The following is a 17,992-nucleotide window of genomic DNA, read 5'->3' on the forward strand; positions in this document are numbered from 1 at the left end:
GTCGAACCGTCCGTGACCGCCCCGGCGGGGCGGGAGACCGTGTGCCGGTTACTCGACGAAATCGGGCAGGACGCGTGGCGGCCACTGTCCCACGGAGAACATCCCCAGCCCGTGGGCGCGCGCCACGAGCGCGGGACGGTTGGGAGCGTCGAATCTGCGCAGCAGCCGCCCCACGCGGTACTCGACTCCTTGACGGCTCATGTAGAGGCGGCTGGCCAGCTGCACCGTCGACGCACCGCTCGCCACACCTTCGAGCACGCGTGCGTCCAGTTCGCTGAGCATCTGTTCCCCACGGCGTTCCGCCCCGGCCCCGTCCCCGGTGCGGCTGAGCAGGATGACGAGTCCGGCCGTGCCGTCCGGGCCGGCCACCGCTGTCGCCGTCAGGTCCGCGCAGAAGGTCCGGCCGCTGCCGTCCCGGCCGGTCACCTGCTCCGTGAACCGGTCCGTCCGGCCTCCACAGAGATCGGTGAACCGGCGCCGCAGACTCACGGGAAACCGGGCGAGAAGGAGATCGCAGAGGTCACGCCCGCATATCTCTACCGGGCTCAGACCGAAGACCGCGGCGAAATCCGTCTCCGCAGCGGTGACGGTCGTGTCCCTCGCGGACGCGTGGGCCGTGTACGTACGACGTCGACGGCCGCCTCCGGCGTCCCCCGGCAGGACCCGGGAAGCGAGGCCGGCGGCCGTCGTTCCGCCGTCCGGGGAGGGAGAGGAGGAGAGGGAGGAGGCAATGCTCATGGGGGCCACGGACGTACCCTCTTTCTGTGCATGGGGGGTCGGAATGCGTGACGGCCTGCGGACAACGTTGTCGGAGCTCCGTTTCCCGACGCTGTCTGCCCGGGTTCCCCGGGGATCGCCGCTCCGCCGCCAGGGCTGGAGGGACACCGGTACCGCGGGACAACCTGCCGGGCGCCTCGGGAGCGGCTGCCGCGGTCTTCTCCGCGGTCAGCTTCCACAACGAGCCCGGCTGGACGCGAGGGGGCACGGAAGCCTCCGGAGACGAGGGCGTAATCGCATCAGGCCGGCACCATGGAGGCTACGGCCGGGCAACGCCCTTGGCAAGGGTTTGCCCGATCGGTCCGACGGTCTGTCAACTCTCTTTCACAGGGCCGTTTTTCGGCCGAAAGAAACCGGCAACCCGGGGACACGATCAGGCCATGAAGAGCGAACACCGGTGAATGGCCGGTGGCTCACGCGATCGCCACCGTGTTGCCCGTGCTGTCGACGCTTCGTAAAGTTGGACCGCTTCCGCACGCTGCCAGCGGAATCCGTGGAAGGAAGCGGACTCACGAAGACCTCGGGGGATCAGAGGGTGGGAATGCTCGAGCAGCCGCATTTCGGGCGACGGCTGAAGATGCTCAGACTCGAACGAGGGTTGAGCCAGGCGGCGGTCGTCGGCGAGGGCATGTCGACGGGATACCTGTCACGGCTGGAGTCCGGTGAACGCCGGCCCACCCCACGCGCCGTCACCTATCTGGCCCAGCGGCTCGGGGTCGACGCGTCGGCGCTGAACGAGCCGCTGGGCGGCAGGTCCCTCAGCCACGCACTGGCGGCCGCGTCCTCGGCACCGCCCGGCACGGACTGCACCGTCGCTCTGCTTCACGCGCTGCGGGACGACGAACGCGCCGACCTCTCCACCCGCTGGCAGGCGCTGTGGCTGCTGAGCCGCGTCGACTGCCGCAACGGCGACTACGAGGAGGAACGCGGCCGGCTCGGCGAACTCATCGAGCTGAGCGACCTGTTGGCGGTACCGGAGCTGCGGGTGAGGGCGAACGTCCAGTACGCCCGCTGCCTGGGTGCGCTGGGCGACCTGGGGACGGCGGAATCGGCGGCCGTGACCGCGCTGGCCATCGCGCGCGAGGAAGAGCTCCAGGTGGCCGACACCATGACCGCGCTCATGACGCTGATCGGTGTCGAGACCGAACTGGGCCGCCTCGACGCGGCCGGCCGGCACGTCCACGAACTGGAGCGGGACCTGCTTCCCGCCGCCAGCGCCCCGCAGGCGGCCGAGGCCCTGTGGACCGCGTCCGTGGTCAGCCACCGTCAAGGGGACCACACCGCCGCCCAGGACCGGCTGGAAACCGCCCTCGGCCTGCTCCAGAGCCGGGACGACCTGGAGTTGTGGACACGGCTGCGCACCGCCGCGGCTGCCGCCGCGCTCGAGATGTCGCCGCCCCGGCTCGACGCGGCCCGGCGCTGGCTGGGCGAGGCCCAGGTGCTCGTCGAACTGACCGGCACGCCGTTGCAGGGGCAGGAGTTGCACGCGCTGCGCGCCCACCTGGCCTTCCACGAGGGAAGGCTGGACGAGGCCCACGCGCTGTGCTGTGCCCTGCTGTCCGACGGCGAGCTGCGGCTGCCCTACCGGGACCGGGTACGGCTGGCCGTCCTCGAAGGCCGGCTGACCATCCTGGACGGCCGCGTCGAGGAGGGTATAGCGACCCTGGAACGGCTGGCCCATCAGGCGACGGACGCGCGGAACATGGACCTGGCCGCCCATGTCTGGCAGACCCTGGCCACCACGCTGGCCCGGGTCCGCGCACCGGCGCCACGCGACGCGGTGGCGTCCACTCGCCGCTGCCGGTGACCGCTCTCCTCCTGCCGACCGCCACCGGCCGGTGACACGCGCGAGGGCACTGCCGTCTTCCTCCCCGGGGAAAGTCCGGACCGCCGCCGGCGGGAGCCAGGACCGATTGTCAGTGGTGCGTGAGACGGTAGGAGCATCGAGTCGGAATGAGGGGGAGCTTTCGTGTCCGGAACCCAGAATTACATCAATCACGTTGCCCTTGTGCTGGATGCCAGTTCGTCCATGACGCACCTGAGCCGCAAGGTCGTCGAAGTCGCCGACCAGCAGATCGCTTATCTCGCCCGGCGTTCGAGGGAGCTGGACCAGGAAACCCGTGTCACGGTGTACGTCTTCGCGGACAAGGTGGAATGCGTCGTCTATGACAAGGACGTGCTGCGGATGCCGTCCCTGAAGCAGTTGTACCGGGCGGGCGGAATGACGGCCCTGCTGGCGGCCGCGCTGAAGTCACAGCGGGAACTGGCTCAGACCGCTCAACTGTACGGCGACCACAGTTTCCTGACGTTCATACTCACCGACGGGCAGGAGAACGCGAGTCATCGCTGCCCCGATACGCTCACCCAGGACCCGCGTGAACTGACCCAGGCCGTTGCCGAGATGATCGAGACACAGGCGGACAACTGGACACTGGCCGTCCTGGTGCCGGACCAGATGGGCAAGCGGGAGGCCATGAAGTGCGGCTTCCCGAAGGACAACGTCGCCATCTGGGACGCCACCAGCACACAGGGTCTCGAAGAAGCCGGACAGGTCATCCAGCAGGCCACCGAGAAATTCATGGTGGGCCGCACCAAGGGCATCCGGGGATCGCGGGCCGTGTTCTCCATGGGTGCGGAAACGGTCAACAGGGACACCATCAAGGCGGCCGGCCTCACCCCGGTGAAGCCGTCGCAATACCAGCTGATCCCGGTGACCCGTGACACGGCGATCCGGGAATGGGTCACCGAGAACGGGCACGCCTACCGTACCGGCGGCGCGTTCTACCAGCTGAGCAAGTCCGAGAAGATACAGGCGAGGAAGCAGATCGCCGTACTGGAGAAGAAGACGGACCGGGTGTATACGGGACCCGAGGCCCGGGCCCTGCTCGGCCTCCCGGACGCGGAAGTCCGCGTCAAGCCGGACCACAACGACGATTACACGATCTTCGTGCAGAGCACCAGCGTGAACCGCAAACTCGTGGCGAACACGCGGCTGCTGCTGATGCTCTGACGCCTCGGAAATCCGCGGCTCCGAGCGGGAGATCAGCTCGATCGCGTGACCGACGGGGATTCGTCCCGCGCGCATCGGTGCAGTGAAGGCAGAAGCACAAGGCGCGCGAGCCCGTGCTGCGCGCGAGGCACGGCCTGGTCCCCGGAGCGGAGTGGCGCTGGCCCCGGTCACGCCGCTCTGGTGCTCTGACCGGCCAGGAACGGACGCAGCAGCGTGAGCAGGGCGCGCGGCCGGTGCAGCGGGATCATGTGGCCGCAGTTCTCGATGACGTGTCCGGTGAGATCGTCGGTGACCGGGCGGAGCTGGTGTTCCAGCGCCGCACCGACGGGCCGGGCGCCCAGCGCCATCGTCGGCACCGTCAGGCGGGCAGTGGCGACCGCCCGCTCGATCTGTAGCGCGCTTTCGGGCAGAGCCCGGTAGTAGGAGAACGCGCAGCTCAGCGCCTGGCGGCTGGTGTATGCGCGGACGAAGGCGTCGCGGACGGCGGGGCGCACCCCGTCGCCGAGCGTGCCGGCGCGCAGAAACCAGTCGACGTAGGTGGCCTCGTGGCCCTCCAGCACGGTCTCGGCGAGGCCGGGCGTGGCGGAATGAAACCCGAACCACCACGGCGGCCCGTCGGCGAGAAAGTCCTCGGCGCCGGGCAGCCTGCCCAGCAGGGACTCCATGACGACCAGACGCCGGACGAGACCAGGGCGGCGCAGGGCCAGGAGGAAGGCCGGCGGGGTGCCCGCGTCGATGCCCACCACCGCGGCCGAGGTCACTCCGAGGGTGGTGAGAAGCGCTGCGGCGTCCTCGGCCAGGGTGCCGGCGTCGTACCCGGAGGGGGCCCGGCTGCTCCCACCGAACCCGCGCAGGTCGGGCGCGATGACACGGTAGCGATCGGACAGACCGGCCATGACGTCCGTCCACAACTCCCAGGTGTGCGGGAAGCCGTGCAGCAGCAGGACGGCTGGGCCCGACCCGGCGAGGGCGACGTTCAGTTCGACACCGTTGACGGGGACGCGTCGCAGCTCGGGCATGGAGGGACTCCAGGTGGGTGGTGAGGGAGGGGTGGCAAGGTCACGCTAGGGAACTAGCCTGGTCCGCCCAAGACGGCACTTTCCCTTCAGGTGGTGAGCCCCAGGTGACCACGTCGAGGCCCGGCGGACGTGACCAGTTGCCCCGTGAGCGCGGTGACCTGCTGGATCCGCGCTGCCCGACCCGCCAGCTACTCGACCGCATCGGCACCAAGTGGACGTCCATGATGGTCAAGGTGCTGGCCCAGGAGGCCCCGGGCGAGCTCCGGTTCGCGGAACTGCGGCGCCGTGTCCCGGGCATCTCGCAGAAGATGCTGTCCACCACCCTCCAGAGCCTGGTCCGCGACGGCCTGGTCGCGCGCCGCGTGGAACCCACCGTTCCGCCCGCCGTCCACTACCGGCTCACCGAGCTCGGCCTGTCCCTCGAAGGACCGCTCTCCGCCCTGCGGGTCTGGGCCGAGACACACATGCCGGAGATCGACCGCAACAACCGGCTCGCCGACGAGTCACCCGGCAACTAGGACGTGCATCGAATGTGCTGCTCACATCCACTGGGGGATGGCCGACGACTCGTCGTGCGTGACTCGTGACCACGTAGGGGGTCCGGGAGCGCTTCGTCCTACCGGACCGTGGCGACCGGAGGTGGTGGCCCTCGTCCCCGAAACGGGACAGTGATATTGGGACCTACCGTCTTCCCTGGTGCCGCTGTCACTGTCCTCGCTCCGCAGATGGAAGGCGTGGGCGTTCTCCGCGGTGGTGACGATTGCAGTGAGCCCGGACTCGAGGAGCAGGGCGGCCGCCGCCCCATGGCCTTGCTGGCCACGCCGGGCCAGTGGGGTGACGCCCGCAGACGATCGAGGTGCCGGATATCGGATACGGGCTCCACAGCCGCTGGGACCAGCACGACGAACGGGCCTACGCCTTCCGCGGCGCCTTCACCGCAGCAGCGATCCGGGGATCAGCCCTTGCAGAAGCCGATGCCCTCCAGCGCCTGATTGATCTGCTTGCCCTGCACCTCGTTGGTCGTGACGTCCTTGTAGGTGAACCGCTGTGCCGCCAACCAGTCGAGCCGCCGGGCTCCACCATTGATCGCGCCGCACTCGTTGCGGGCCGCATCGATGGCCTTGTCCTCGTACTTCACGATGTCCGGGTTGGCCGCAGCGAGGGCCCGGAGCAGCTCGGCGCGCTTCGCAGCGGTCGGCTCGGGCGGGATGCCAGCAGGCTTCTCGGCTGCGCTCTTATCAACGCTGGGCGTCGGGGAAGCCTTCGGGCTGCTGGTCCTAGTGGGCTTCGCCGTGGTGTGGTCATCGCTGTCGGAGGAGCAGGCGGTGAGGCAGAGGAGTGCGGCGGCGCAGAGGGCGGCAGCGGTGGTTCTGGTGTTCATGTCCCCCCTAGGACGGCTGTGTCTGAGGGGGCATCATGCCTGACCCGACACTTGCTGCGGGCACGGCACCGGAGGAGACGTCCTTGCGGGTGCCCAGGCCGAGAAAGGGCACATTGGTGCTTCTTGGGGCGGGGTTCGGCACCTGGATCGCGACACCGAAGACAGACGGCTCGGCGGAGCTGTCCGGATAGCACGACGTGGCGCGCGTGCGAGCTTCAGGCATTGACCGGATGTGCGTCGCCCGGCCTCGGCCCGGGAAGCGGTCAGAAACGTGAGCGATGCCCAACTGCACCCAGCGACCGAAGGCCCGCGTGGCCCCCGAGCTTCGACGCCTGCACGACGGCCTCGACCGCTTCCGCCCCGGTGAGCCGCGTAACATCAGCGTCCCGCTGCACGGCCGCGAGCCATCCGTGGAATTACGTATCTACGCCGCCGACCCCGATCGTGTGTCGGACCAGCTGAGGTGCGCGCTTCCGACGGTCCTCGAAGTGCCGGAGGTGAGGAAGTCACCGGGAGAGGCCGCTGGCGCAGGCGATCCCCCCGTCAGGCAGGGACGACGGCGTACACGGACTTCGCGGCGTCCAGCGGCTCCTGCATCCCCCTCCACCATGCAGCCGACGTCACTGCCCTGCGAACCGGTGCATCGCGTCAGGCCGAGGGAATCCGGAACTCGAATTCCGGGCGGTCCCACGCCACGGCGGGCGGATTCGCGAGCGCGGTGCCGGTCCGCACCGCCCCGACGTTGCGGTAGAAGTCCGCGGCGGGAAGATGCGACACGACCTTGACACGGTCGAGCCCGGCGGCACGGGCCTCGGACTGCATGTGCTCGACGAGCAGCCGTCCGATGCCATGTCCTTGCGCTTCGTCGGCGACGAACAGCAGGTCGAGCTCCGGCGGAGCGAGGACGAGCGAGTAGAACCCGAGGACGCGGCCTCCATGCTCGTCGGCGCCGACGGCTACGAAGGCGCGGTGGGCCTCGATGTAATCAGGACCGACCCTGTAGCCCGCGACCGCGGCTGCGTACTTCCCCTCGTAGGCGCTCGAGCCGCGCACGAGCCGCGTGAGCCGCTTGGCATCCCGTGCGACGGCCCTCCGTATCGTGATCGACCGGCCGATCGGGGAAGTGCGTGAACTCATCGGGAGAGTATTTCGCACCGGGGAGTGCCGCCGTGCGGCGGGTCCGGCTCCAGCGATCCCGCCGCCAAATGGTCCGGCGCCTCGACCGGCAGCGGCTCTACGCGGCTCAGCGCGTCGTGGACGGCCACGAGGCCCGTCTTGAACCTCCGAGGGGAGGGGCGGGACGCCGCTTGCGGGACGCCCGCCGAGGGGCAGCCCGAGCCCCGGCGGGCCCGCGCACCCCCCCTCGCCGCCTACTTCTTCAGCTCATGCAGGCACAGGGAGACATCGCCGCTGCTGCTGCATTCCGGATACGCGTCGAAGTCCGTGGATCCGCAGTCGTAGGACCACCGACGAGAGCCCCCTGTCCCCCACTCGGATGTTCGCGGAACGGGGGCCACGGCCCGGGAGACGGCGCTGGGCTCAGGGCCGGGGGTTGGTGCGGTGCCACCGTGGGCGTGCGTCGCGGCCGCGGCGTCCGGCGACGGAGGCGCACCGCGGGCAGACGCGCTTCACCCGGTCCGCCGCGCCACCGGACTCGGGGAACGTGTCGACCCAGGTGATGTGCGGGAAGCGGGTCAGCTGGGAGCGGCTGAGGGACAGACCGCAGACCGTTTCGTTCCGACCCGGTTCCCAGGCGTGGACCTCGCCGGCGGGCAGCCGACGGCGTCCCTCCTCCTCGTCGGTCCACTGTCCCGAGGCGGCGACGGCGTACTGCTTCGTGCGAGCCATGGCGTGCGGGGGCCGGCGGTCAGGCGGCCGGCTGGTCAGCGCCGGCCCGGAGCCGCCTCACCGGCGAGGGCCGCACCATAATCCATGCACGTTCGAATGGGGTCATCACGGCACCGTCCTCATTCAGGTCCACCACCGGTGTTCGTTCAGCGTCCCGCGTGCCCGGATCGCCGGAGTCCAAGCCCCCGAGGCAGCTGTGTCGAGGCAGCACCCACCCGCTCCGCGAAACGGGACATTTTTCCTGTCTCCCGGTCTGGAAGAATTCCACCCATCTGGGTTATTTTGGTCAGCACTCTGCCGGGTCTGCGACGTGTTGCACGCGCCGCGCGGTTCCGGCTGCCCTCCGGGGTCCTGACCGCTCGGCCGTGCGTCCGACCAGGTGGAGGGCACTGTGGACTGGCGAACATGGGCGGCCTGTCGCGGCGAGGATCCCGAACTGTTCTTCCCGATCAGTGAGGATGGCGCGTCGCTCGCGCAGATCGAGAGGGCCAGGCGGATCTGCTTCCGCTGTGCCGTGGTGCGCGAGTGCCGCGCCTGGGCACTACGGCACGGAGAGGACGACGGCGTCTGGGGCGGCCTCACCGCAAGGCAGCGGCGTGCGCTGCGCCCGCGGCGGAGCGAGGCCGACGGCTGAGCGCCGACCGGTGTGTGGGCGCCGTGGGTCCGGTGCACCGCGGCGTGCCGGTCGGGCAGGCAGCGTGCGCTCCGACGGCGGGAAGTCGCGCGGGCCGCCGCCGGGGTATCCGGGCCGCCGGGCGGACTCATCAGCCGTAGGCAGTCCCCGGCAGAGGGGGCCGGAGTCGGCCGGTGTGCCGGCCGGGACGCGGAACCGCGACCTACACCTACGAGGGTTCAGCAGGCGATACCGGGCGGCGAACCCGGGGATGACTCGCTCCCCTCACACGGGCGAGACCGGTCTACGTCGTCCGTACGGAACAGACCCTCTCCCCCGCAGCCGGCCCTGCTCAGCCCAGCAGGCCCCGGTCGTACCCCACCGCCACCGCCGCCGCCCGGTCGTTGACACCCAACTTGCCGTACAGATGGGTGAGATGCGTCTTGACCGTCGCCTCGCTGATGAACAGCTCCCGGGCGATCTCCCGGTTCGACGTGCCGCGGGCGACCAGGGCCAGCACCTCACGCTCGCGCGCGGACAACGGCTCGGCGCCGGGCCGCCGCTGGGTGCGCACCGCGTGGACCAGGCGGGAGGCGACCGCCGGGGAGAGAACCGTACGGCCCTCGGCGGCGGCCCGGACGGCGGTGAACAGCTCGTCGCGCGGAGCGTCCTTGAGGAGGTAGCCGGTCGCTCCGGCCTCGATCGCGGGCAGCGTGTCGGAGTCGGTGTCGTAGGTCGTGAGCACCAGGACCCGGGCCCGGGAGCCGCGCCGAGCCAGCTCGCGGATGGCGTCCACGCCGGAGCCACCGGGCATCCGCAGGTCCATCAGGATGACGTCCGGGTCGAGGGCGGCGGCCCGGTCGACCGCCTCCACGCCGTTCGCGGCCTCACCGAGCACGGCGAAGCCGGGCGCGGAGTCGAACATGCCGCGCAGGCCGTCGCGGACGACCGGATGGTCGTCGACGATCAGCAGGGAGATGGTGGGGTCAGCGGTCATCGCCCACCCACGGTACGCGAGCCGACACCGCCGTACCGTGCCCGGGCTCGGACTCCACGGTGAGCGAGCCCGCGATGCGTTCGGCGCGGGCCCGCATACCGGTCAGACCGAACCCGCCGCCGCGGGTGCGCTCCGGTACGGCGGCCGGGTCGAACCCGATGCCGTCGTCGCGGATGTCGAGGGTGACCTCGTCGCCCATGAAGGACAAGGTGACCCCGACACGGGCGGGGCGGGCGTGCCGGGCGGCGTTGGACAGGGCCTCCTGGGCGATCCGCAGCAGCGTCGCCGCGACCTCGTCGTGCAGTTGCCCGGCAGTGCCGGTGACCGTGAAGTCGGCGCGTACGCCGGTGCGTCCGCCCCATTCGGCGACCGTCTTCTCCAGCGCCTGCGGCAGTCCGTCGGCGGCCAGGGCGACCGGGGCGAGGTTGTGCACCGAGCGGCGGGCCTCGCCGAGGCTGTGCCGGGCGAGGGCGGAGGCGCGCTCCAGGTGGGTGCGGGCGGTGGTCAGGTCGGGGGCGTTCGCCACGACTTGGAGCTGGGCGATGATCCCGGTCAGGCCTTGCGCGATGGTGTCGTGGATCTCGGCGGCGAGCCGACGGCGCTCGTCGGCGACGCCCGCCTCCCGGGCCTGGAGGAGGAGTTGGGCGTGCAGGGCGGCGTTCTCGTCCAGGGCGTGCTGCAACGCCGTGTTGGTGCGCTCCAGTTCGTCGATGGTGTCGGCCTGGAAGCCGAGGCGTTCCTGTTCCTGCTCGGCGAACCGGGTGAACACGCTGACCATGCCCATGTTGACGCCCAGAACCAGGAAGAAGCCGAGCCACAGGACGGTCCCGTGCGGCGGCATGCCGCCTATCTCGCTGCCGGACATGGTGACGGCGGTCAGGAAGAGTCCGGGCAGCACGAGGCGACGGGGCAGTTCACGGCCCGCGGTGTAGTAGCCGGTCACGGCGTAGAAGGCGAAGAACGGGTTGATCCAGGTCAGTACGAACCCCATGGCCCAGCGCAGCGAGTAGAGGACGGCGCCGGTGCGGTGCGGGCCCGGCCGCCTGCGCTTCACCACTCCCCAGCCCAGTTGCAGCACCGCGGCCGCGGCCACGAGTACGGCGGCGGCAACCGTTTCCGACCGGCCCATGCCGATCACACGGGTGGAGATCGCCGCCGCGACGGCACCGGCGACCAGCAGTGCCCAGGGCCCCCAGGTGTCGAAGGAGGCCCGGGCCATCTGTCGCGCGGCGTCCGTCATCCCCTCAGTCTCCCGGCGCGGTCCGCTCATTCCCAGCGGAACCAACGTGCCGCACCGGCCGTCAGCAGGACCGCCCACAGCGCGAGCACACCCAGATGTGTCCAGCCGGGCCACTGGCCGGCGACCGCCTGGTCCAGGGCGCGGGCCGCCGCGCCGAACGGGGTCAGCTGCACCACCCGCGCCAGGGGGTGCGGCATCGACCGGACCGGCAGCCAGACCCCCGCGCAGAACATCATCGGGAAGAACACCGCCGATCCGATGGCGCCCGCGATCTTCGTGGTCCGCGACAGCGCCGAGACGACGTTGCCGAGGGCGAGGGCCGCCGCCGAGGCGAGCAGGAGGGCGAGCAGATAGCCGGCCGGCTGCTCGGGCAGGGACACGTCGAAGGCGACACGGCCGACCAGGAGCGCGAGCAGTGCGGAGGCCAGGGCGATCGCGCCCTGCACGGTCATCTGGGCCGACAGCAGGACGGAGGGCCGTACCGGGGTGACGGACATCCGGCGCAGGATGCCCCGCTCCCGGTAGCCGGTGAGGGCCTGCGGCAGCGACTGCACGCCGGACATGATGAGCGCGATCAGCACGGCGATGGGCACGTAGGCGTCGATGGGCCGCAGTCCGTCCATCGACGGATCGGGGTGCCGGAACGACGGGATCGAGCCGAGGATCACCAGGAGCAGGGTCGGGAACAGGAAGATCCAGAACACTGCCGCGGGTTCGCGGCGGAACAGGCGGAACTCGGTACGCAGCACGGCCGTGTTCATGCCGAGGCCTCCTTGGTCAGGTCCAGGAACGCGTCGTCCAGTGTCGCTTCGAGCACGCGCAGCTGGTGGGCGGTGACGCGGTGGCGGGCGAGCAGGGTGATGACCGCGTTCACGGTCTCGTCGGTGCCGGAGAGCGTGACCCGGCCGTCCCTGTGCTCGATAGAGGCGAGCGCCGGCAGCGTGGCGAGGTCACGTTCGTCCAGCGGCACGGAGGGGGTGAAGCTGATGACGGTGGAGCCCGCCGAGCGGCGAACGAGCCCGGCCGGGGTGTCCAGGGCGGCCACCCGGCCCCTGTCGATGACCGCGATCCGGTCGCACAGCCGCTGCGCCTCCTCCATGAAGTGGGTGACGAGCAGCACGGTGACCCCGCTGGCGCGGATGTCCTCGATGAGCTGCCAGGTGTCGCGGCGGGCGCGGGGGTCGAGGCCGGTGGTCAGCTCGTCCAGCACCACGACACGCGGGCTGCCGATCAGGGCCAGCGCGGTGAACAGGCGCTGCTGCTGCCCGCCGGACAGTTTGCCGAACCGGGTGCCGAGCTGCGCGGTGAGGCCCAGGCGGTCGGCGAGGTGCCGCCAGTCGGCCGGATTCGGGTAGAGGGCGGCGTACAGCTCAAGCGCCTCCCGCACGGTCAGCTTGGGCTGGAGCCCGCTCTGCTGGAGCTGGGCGCCGAGCACCTTCGCGACCTTCTCGTGGTCGGCGACGGGGTCCAGACCGGCGACCCGGACCCGGCCGCCGTCGGGGACGCGCAGCCCTTCGACGCACTCCACGGTGGTGGTCTTGCCGGCGCCGTTCGGGCCGAGGACCCCGAAGATCTCGCCCTCCTCGACGGCGAAGGAGACGCCGTCGACAACGGCCCGGCCGCCGTACGACTTGCGCAGATCGGTGACTTCGATGACGGATGGCATGCCTTGAGCATCCCGGGCGGGTGGGCTCCGGCACATCGGCCGGCCCGCTGGAAGCGGCATCATCCGATCGGTTGATGCCGGGCTACGACCCCGGTGGGCGGTGCCGGTAGCGGTGCCGGTGCCGGTCTCCCTCGCTCCACCACCGGAGCCAGATGGTGCGCTCCTACTATGTGCGCGGCCACTGCGAGTAGGGGTCGTACCGGCCGGTAGATCTTGACATCAGCTGTCGCAGCCCATCTCCTCTTCCAGGAAGGCGTGGAAGGTCCGCGCGGGACGTCCGGTGATGCGCTGGACGGTGTCGGTGACGCGGTCCTCCGCCCCCTCGGCGATGGCGCGGTCCATGCCGGCCAGCATGGTGGCGAACTCCGGCGGCATCAGCGCCGTGAGGCGATCACGCATCTCCTCGTACGACAGCCGACGGTGGACCACTGGTCGCCCGGTGACCTCGGTGATGACCGCGGCGATGCCGTCGTAGCCGAGCGCATCCGGTCCCGTCAGCACGAGGTCGGTGTCGGGGGCGTGGGCGTCGGTCAGGGCGTGGGCGGCGACGGCCGCGATGTCCCCGGCGTCGATGAAGCCGACCCGGCCGCTCCCGGTCGCGGTCCGGATGACGCCCTCTTCACGGATGCTCACGGCGTGCGGGTGGGTGCCGGTGAAGTTCTGCATGAACCACGACGGGCGCAGTACCGCCCATTCGTCGAACAGCGCGGGCAGGGCCCGGTGCACCGCTCCTACGGCCGGACCGCCCTCGGGGACGGCCGAGGAGCTGAGGAGTACCGCGCGCCTCACCCCGGCGGTCCGGGCCTGCCGGAGGAACGGCAGCATGATCGCCGCGGGATCGGGGTCTCCCGGGGGCGGTACGAGGTAGACGCGGTCGACGCCGTCGAGCGCTGCGGCGTGGGTGTCGGGGCCGTGCCAGTCGAAGGGAACCGGTTCGGCGCCGGGGACCGGGGTGGCGTGCCGGCTGGCGGCCTTGACGTGGTGACCGGCTTCCGTCAGCAGCGCGGTGACACGGCTGCCGGTGGTGCCGGTGGCGCCGATGACCAGAGTGGTGCCGGTGGTGCTCATCGGCTGCTCCCGGTGAAGTCGGTGCCGGGTTCCAGGACGGCGAGGGGGTTCCAGTAGTCGCGGTAGGAGGTGATGCGCCCGTCCCGCACGGCGACGACGGCGATGTAGGTCATCTCGAAGGGCTTGTCGGTCTCCACCAGGCGGCCCACGCCGCGCATCTCGACCACGATGGTCTCCGGATCGGTGGTCCGGTGGATCAGCAGGTCGGGGAAGTCGTGCAGGTCGATGTGGTCGGGGTAGGGGCGCATGTAGGCGGCGATGGCCTCCCTGCCCTCCAGCCGTCCGGGCCGGCCCTCGGGAGCGAAGGGGAACTCCATGACGCCGTCCTCGGCCCACAGGTCGATCCAGCCGGCGATGTCCTTGTCCAGCAGCAGTCGCAGGCTGTGGCGATAGAGATCCGACGGAGAAGTCGGTACGGACATGGGTATCCTCCATCTCGTAAAATACGGACCCTGGGTCCGCTTTGACGATACGGACCCGGGGTCCGTTTTGCAAACAGGAGGAACCGCGTGCCCGAGCGCAAGTCCCGCAAGGACGCCGTCCGGAACCGGGAGGCCGTGCTCGCGGCCGCCGACGCCCTCTTCGCCCGCTGCGACAGTCCCGAGGACGTCACGATGGCCGACATCGCGGCGGCCGCCGGCGTAGGCAAGGGCACGCTCTTCCGGGCCTTCGGTGATCGCACCGGGCTGCTGCGCGCCCTGTACGAGGCGCGGCTCGAACCGGTCCGAGAGGCCGTCGAGACCGGCCCGCCACCCCTGGGCCCTACCACCCCGCCGGAGCGGCGCGTGCCCGCGCTGCTCGACGCGGTCCTGTGTTTCAAACTCGACAACCGCCGCCTCGCGCTGGCCCTGGAGGAGAGCGGCAGCGGCAGCCCGTACCGGGCAGAGCATTACCAGCGGTGGCACGGCCTGCTCCGAGCGGTTCTCGACCAGATTCCCGGCGTGGCCGACAGCGACTTCACCGCCCACGCCCTGCTCGCCGCCACCCGAGCCGATCTCGTCGAGCACCTGGCCGGGCAGGAGAACGTGCCACGGGACGCCATGCGGGCCCAACTGCGGCACCTCGCCACCAGACTTCTGACCCCGGTCCCCCACGGAGAATGACTGCCGACGGCTCACCTTCCACCCGACCGCCACAAGGTCACCCTGTACGCGGCGAGTCACCTGGGGCGCCGGTCCATGCCCCTCTCGCCTTCGGCCCACACGACGGAGTGCGGGAGGGGGCGCCGGGGCCGGCCTCTGGAGCATCCCCGCACTACACGCATCACACCGCGTCGAACTCCATTCGACCGCAGACCTGCACCGCCCGACTCAGCGCCTGCTGCCGGCTCGGCCGTCAGCCGGGAAGCGCGCTCGGCTCGCCGACGAACACGGCACTGGCGGACGCGGTCCCGGACCAGGCGTGGCAGCAGCCGGGCGGTGCCGGCGTCCCGGAGCGGGCATGAGGGACGTCGTCGAGGCTCGTAGACTCATGACGTGGCATTCATGAGCACCCCGCACTGCTGCTTCCTGGGATCGGAAGACGTTGAGGGCGATGCCGGACGGCGTCGCCCTCCTTGGTGTGCCTGCTGCGTGCACCACGTTCCCCGCGCTGCCCGTCCCTTCCTGAGGCAGTGACGGTCTGAGCGCGCGGTGCAGGCACGGTCTCTTCCCTTCACCCCTCGCCAGGAGTGCCTCGTGCCCATGTCGCTTCCCCCTGCCCTCGAACTGTCCCTCGATCTGCTGCGCTGCCCCACGTGCCCCACACGCCACCTGCACCCCGACCGCGGCGCACTGCGCTGCCCGGTGGGCCACAGCTTCGACATCGCCCGCCACGGCTACGCCGGCCTGCTGACGGGCACCCGCGCCACCAGCGGCGACGACGCAGCCATGGTCCGGGCCCGGGACCGGTTCCTGTCCACCGGCGCCTACGCACCCATCCGCACAGTCGGGGCCCGCCTGGCGGCCGATGCCGTGTCCGGGCAGGCCGGTCGTGGACGTGGGATGTGGCACGGGCTACTACCTGGCCGGCGTACTCGACCAGTTGCCCTGCGCCCGTGGTCTGGGTCTGGACACATCGGTGCGCGCGCTGCGCTCGGCAGCCCGGGCCCACGAGCGGGCCGCCGCGGTGGCCTGGGACGTCTTCCGTCCCTTCCCGCTGGCCGACGGGGTGGTCGATGTCGTGCTGGACGTGTTCGCCCCGCGCAACCCGGCCGAGTTCCACCGGGTGCTGCGCCCGACCGGCCGGCTGATCGTGGTCCGTCCCACCGGGCGGCATCTGGCCGAGCTGCGCGGCCGGTTGCCTGCGATGGTCACGGTCGACCCGGCCAAGGAACAGCGCCTGCACCGGACGCTGAACCCCTTCTTCGAGCCCGTCGTCACCGAACAGGTGGAGTACTGCGCGACCCTGCCCGGGCTGGATACCCTGGACCTGGTGGCGATGACGCCGAGCGCACGCCACGTGCACCGTGCGGACCTGAACGACGACGGCCTCCTGCCCGCTCAGGTCACCGTCTCCGTGCTGGCCACCGCCTACCGGCCCCGGTGACCACCAGCGAGCGCATGCGCCCGCTGGCCGATGAGCAGTGGGCACGCCTGGCGCCCTGCCTTCCCCGCAATGCGGGGAAGGCAGGGCGCCCGTTCGCCCACCACCGTCGCAACACGAGCGCTGCTCCGGTGGCGGCCCCGGGAAGCGGCCTCTGAATGCCTGGTCAGGCCGACTTGAGCGACACCCCGTCGATCACCCAGTACCAGTTGTTCCCGCCGGTGTACCGGAACCGGACGCGGGCCGTCGAGGCGCCGATCGGCACCTTGAGGGTCTACTGGGCGAAATCGTGGCCGGTGAAGGTGTTGTCCTTGACGTTGTGCTTGTCGGGCCACACCCCGGTGATGATCGTGGACCAGCCGGGCCCGGAGAGCGTGGGGGCGAACGGGTTGGCGCAGATGCTGCTGGGTGCGGTCGGGCCGCCGGCCATCAGGGCGTCGAGGTGGGGGGTGTCGGCGTCCCTGATACGGCTCAGCAGGGTGCCGTCGAGGCCGATGACGAGGACCTTGGGGGTCTTGGCGGCGGCCCGGGCGGCGGACGCGAGCGGGCCCGCGATGAGGGCGAGGCCGGCCGCGGAGGCGAGCACGGAGCGACGGGACATGGGTGACGACACGTATTCCTCCGGGAGGGGGCTGGGGTGCCGGATGCCGGTGGGACAGGGCCGGGTGGTGCGGGGCGGGCATGGTGACGCCCCCGGTGGTTCCAGGGGCGTCGTGGGTGAGCGGAATTCAGCTGCCGGTGGCGGACTTCCAGTCCTCGACGTACGAGGTCAGGTTCTTGTCGATGTCCGCCCAGTCGGGCTGGAAGATCTCGACGCCGTGCATGAGCCGGGTCAGCGCGACGGCGTCGGCGTCGGTGGACTCGACGTCGGTGCGCGCGGAGAAACCACCGGTCTTGCCGACCTCCTGCTGGGCCTCGGCGGACAGCATGAAGTCGAGGAGCTTCTTTCCGTTCTCGGAGTGCGGGGCGTTGACGACGAGGCCGGCGGCGTACGGGAGCGCGAAAGTGGTCGGCTTCTCGGCGGCGTCGGCCGCCTGGCCGGTGGCCCGCGGAAACCAGATGCCGAGGTTGGGCATGGCCTTGGACTGCGCGTAGTTCATCTGGACGTCGCCGTTGGCGACGAGCAGTTCCCCCTTGTCGACCTTGGGGGCGAGCTTGCCGGTGGAGGCGGACGGGCCGACGTTGTTGGACTGGAGCTTCTTCAGATAGGCGAGCGCCGCGTCCTTGCCGCCGAAGTCGTGGATCGCCTTGATGAGCACGGCGGTTCCGTCACCTGCGACACCCGGGGTGGAGTACTGGATTCTGTTCTTGTACGTGCCGCCGAGCAGTTCGTTCCAGGTGGTGGGCGCCTGCTTCAGCTCCTTCTTGTCGTAGACGAAGCCGAAGTAGTTCTTGACGACGGAGGTCCAGGTGGTGTCGGCGGCCTTGTCAGCGGCGTCGACCTGCCCGGAGCCCTCGGGGGCGTACTTCTGGAGCAGTCCCTTGCCGTCGGCCTGCTGGATGAACGGCGGGAGGGTGACGAGGACGTCGGCCTGCGGGTTGGTCCTCTCGCGTACGGCCCGCTGGACCATCTCGCCCGAACCCCCCTCGACATACTTGACCTTGATGCCGGTCCGCTTCTCGAAGTCCTTGAAAACCTGGTCGTACCAGCCGTCGCCGTTCTCGCCCTTGAGCCCGTCCGCGCTGTACACGGTCACGGCCTTGGTGTCGGAGGCGGCGGAGCCGCCGTCGCAGGCGGTGAGGGAGCCGGTGAGGGCGAGGCTGCCGGTCATGGCGGTGATCGGGGCGAGGCGGAGCGGGCGGGTGTTTCTGGGCATGGCGAGATGAACTCCTTGCTCGGGCGGGGCGGT

General features: G+C 70.7%; 18 protein-coding genes and 3 pseudogenes. 8 read left to right on the plus strand and 13 right to left on the minus strand.

What is annotated here, in order from left to right:
• Positions 1 to 48 precede the first annotated feature (48 nt).
• A complete protein-coding gene (locus AB0F03_RS20355) occupies positions 49 to 426 on the minus strand; it encodes a LuxR C-terminal-related transcriptional regulator (protein WP_361993658.1) in 378 nt (125 codons plus the stop codon).
• Positions 427 to 1,318: 892 nt separating this feature from the next.
• Between AB0F03_RS20355 and AB0F03_RS20360 the strand changes: the two genes are divergently transcribed.
• Positions 1,319 to 2,584, plus strand: coding sequence for a helix-turn-helix domain-containing protein (locus tag AB0F03_RS20360; RefSeq protein WP_361993660.1), 1,266 nt, complete (start codon positions 1,319 to 1,321; stop codon positions 2,582 to 2,584).
• A 162-nt stretch (positions 2,585 to 2,746) separates the two neighbouring features.
• Positions 2,747 to 3,787 (plus strand): vWA domain-containing protein, encoded by a 1,041-nt coding sequence (locus tag AB0F03_RS20365; RefSeq protein ID WP_361993662.1) that lies wholly within the window; start codon positions 2,747 to 2,749, stop codon positions 3,785 to 3,787.
• A 167-nt stretch (positions 3,788 to 3,954) separates the two neighbouring features.
• Here AB0F03_RS20365 and AB0F03_RS20370 read toward each other — a convergent pair whose 3' ends face one another.
• Positions 3,955 to 4,806, minus strand: coding sequence for an alpha/beta hydrolase (locus AB0F03_RS20370; protein WP_361993665.1), 852 nt, complete (start codon positions 4,804 to 4,806; stop codon positions 3,955 to 3,957).
• A 104-nt stretch (positions 4,807 to 4,910) separates the two neighbouring features.
• Here AB0F03_RS20370 and AB0F03_RS20375 point away from each other — a divergent pair, with 104 nt between their 5' ends.
• The gene (locus AB0F03_RS20375) at positions 4,911 to 5,324 is read left to right on the plus strand and encodes a helix-turn-helix domain-containing protein (RefSeq protein WP_361993668.1); all 414 of its coding nucleotides are present in this window, start codon (positions 4,911 to 4,913) and stop codon (positions 5,322 to 5,324) included.
• Positions 5,325 to 5,534: 210 nt separating this feature from the next.
• A pseudogene (locus AB0F03_RS20380) lies at positions 5,535 to 5,700 on the plus strand (IS5/IS1182 family transposase); the annotation flags it as partial.
• A gap of 61 nt (positions 5,701 to 5,761) precedes the next feature.
• Here the strand turns inward: AB0F03_RS20380 and AB0F03_RS20385 are convergent.
• From AB0F03_RS20385 to AB0F03_RS20395, 3 genes are all read right to left on the minus strand, one after another.
• A complete protein-coding gene (locus tag AB0F03_RS20385; RefSeq protein ID WP_361993671.1) occupies positions 5,762 to 6,187 on the minus strand; it encodes a hypothetical protein in 426 nt (141 codons plus the stop codon).
• A 648-nt stretch (positions 6,188 to 6,835) separates the two neighbouring features.
• Positions 6,836 to 7,324 carry a GNAT family N-acetyltransferase gene (locus AB0F03_RS20390; RefSeq protein WP_361993674.1) on the minus strand — a complete coding sequence of 163 codons (489 nt, stop codon included), beginning with the start codon at positions 7,322 to 7,324 and terminating at the stop codon, positions 6,836 to 6,838.
• A 402-nt stretch (positions 7,325 to 7,726) separates the two neighbouring features.
• Positions 7,727 to 8,035, minus strand: a complete 309-nt coding sequence (locus AB0F03_RS20395) for a hypothetical protein (protein WP_361993676.1) — start codon at positions 8,033 to 8,035, stop codon at positions 7,727 to 7,729.
• Between the two features lie 391 nt (positions 8,036 to 8,426).
• On the opposite strand from AB0F03_RS20395, the gene AB0F03_RS20400 reads away from it, so the two are divergent.
• Positions 8,427 to 8,669: a WhiB family transcriptional regulator gene (locus AB0F03_RS20400; RefSeq protein ID WP_361993679.1), complete on the plus strand. Its 243-nt coding sequence runs from the start codon at positions 8,427 to 8,429 to the stop codon at positions 8,667 to 8,669.
• A gap of 331 nt (positions 8,670 to 9,000) precedes the next feature.
• On the opposite strand, the gene AB0F03_RS20405 is transcribed toward AB0F03_RS20400, so the two are convergent.
• The 6 genes from AB0F03_RS20405 to AB0F03_RS20430 all read right to left on the minus strand — a co-directional run bounded on the left by AB0F03_RS20405 (position 9,001) and on the right by AB0F03_RS20430 (position 14,041).
• Positions 9,001 to 9,645, minus strand: coding sequence for a response regulator transcription factor (locus tag AB0F03_RS20405; RefSeq protein ID WP_361993681.1), 645 nt, complete (start codon positions 9,643 to 9,645; stop codon positions 9,001 to 9,003).
• Positions 9,635 to 10,885 (minus strand): sensor histidine kinase, encoded by a 1,251-nt coding sequence (locus AB0F03_RS20410; protein ID WP_361993684.1) that lies wholly within the window; start codon positions 10,883 to 10,885, stop codon positions 9,635 to 9,637. Before AB0F03_RS20410 ends, AB0F03_RS20405 begins: the two co-directional genes overlap by 11 nt.
• A gap of 26 nt (positions 10,886 to 10,911) precedes the next feature.
• Positions 10,912 to 11,646 (minus strand): ABC transporter permease, encoded by a 735-nt coding sequence (locus AB0F03_RS20415; protein WP_361993687.1) that lies wholly within the window; start codon positions 11,644 to 11,646, stop codon positions 10,912 to 10,914.
• A complete protein-coding gene (locus tag AB0F03_RS20420; RefSeq protein ID WP_361993689.1) occupies positions 11,643 to 12,551 on the minus strand; it encodes an ABC transporter ATP-binding protein in 909 nt (302 codons plus the stop codon). The genes AB0F03_RS20415 and AB0F03_RS20420 overlap by 4 nt, the downstream gene beginning before the upstream one ends.
• 219 nt (positions 12,552 to 12,770) lie before the next feature.
• Complete coding sequence (locus AB0F03_RS20425) at positions 12,771 to 13,619, minus strand: NAD(P)H-binding protein (RefSeq protein WP_361993692.1); 849 nt, start codon at positions 13,617 to 13,619, stop codon at positions 12,771 to 12,773.
• Positions 13,616 to 14,041 (minus strand): nuclear transport factor 2 family protein, encoded by a 426-nt coding sequence (locus AB0F03_RS20430; protein ID WP_361993694.1) that lies wholly within the window; start codon positions 14,039 to 14,041, stop codon positions 13,616 to 13,618. Before AB0F03_RS20430 ends, AB0F03_RS20425 begins: the two co-directional genes overlap by 4 nt.
• A gap of 87 nt (positions 14,042 to 14,128) precedes the next feature.
• Between AB0F03_RS20430 and AB0F03_RS20435 the strand changes: the two genes are divergently transcribed.
• From AB0F03_RS20435 to AB0F03_RS20445, 3 genes and pseudogenes are all read left to right on the plus strand, one after another.
• Positions 14,129 to 14,722, plus strand: a complete 594-nt coding sequence (locus AB0F03_RS20435) for a helix-turn-helix domain-containing protein (protein ID WP_361993697.1) — start codon at positions 14,129 to 14,131, stop codon at positions 14,720 to 14,722.
• Positions 14,723 to 15,295: 573 nt separating this feature from the next.
• Positions 15,296 to 16,145, plus strand: a pseudogene (locus AB0F03_RS20440) (methyltransferase domain-containing protein).
• Positions 16,142 to 16,255 (plus strand): annotated as a pseudogene (locus tag AB0F03_RS20445) (IS5/IS1182 family transposase); the annotation flags it as partial. The pseudogenes AB0F03_RS20440 and AB0F03_RS20445, both read left to right, overlap by 4 nt.
• Positions 16,256 to 16,416: 161 nt before the next feature.
• Here the strand turns inward: AB0F03_RS20445 and AB0F03_RS20450 are convergent.
• Complete coding sequence (locus tag AB0F03_RS20450) at positions 16,417 to 16,743, minus strand: alkaline phosphatase family protein (protein ID WP_361993700.1); 327 nt, start codon at positions 16,741 to 16,743, stop codon at positions 16,417 to 16,419.
• A 127-nt stretch (positions 16,744 to 16,870) separates the two neighbouring features.
• A complete protein-coding gene (locus tag AB0F03_RS20455; protein WP_361993702.1) occupies positions 16,871 to 17,959 on the minus strand; it encodes a 2-aminoethylphosphonate ABC transporter substrate-binding protein in 1,089 nt (362 codons plus the stop codon).
• Positions 17,960 to 17,992: the final 33 nt, after the last annotated feature.

Source organism: Streptomyces sp. NPDC028722 (genome assembly GCF_040637655.1).
Classification (GTDB): Bacteria; Actinomycetota; Actinomycetes; order Streptomycetales; family Streptomycetaceae; genus Streptomyces.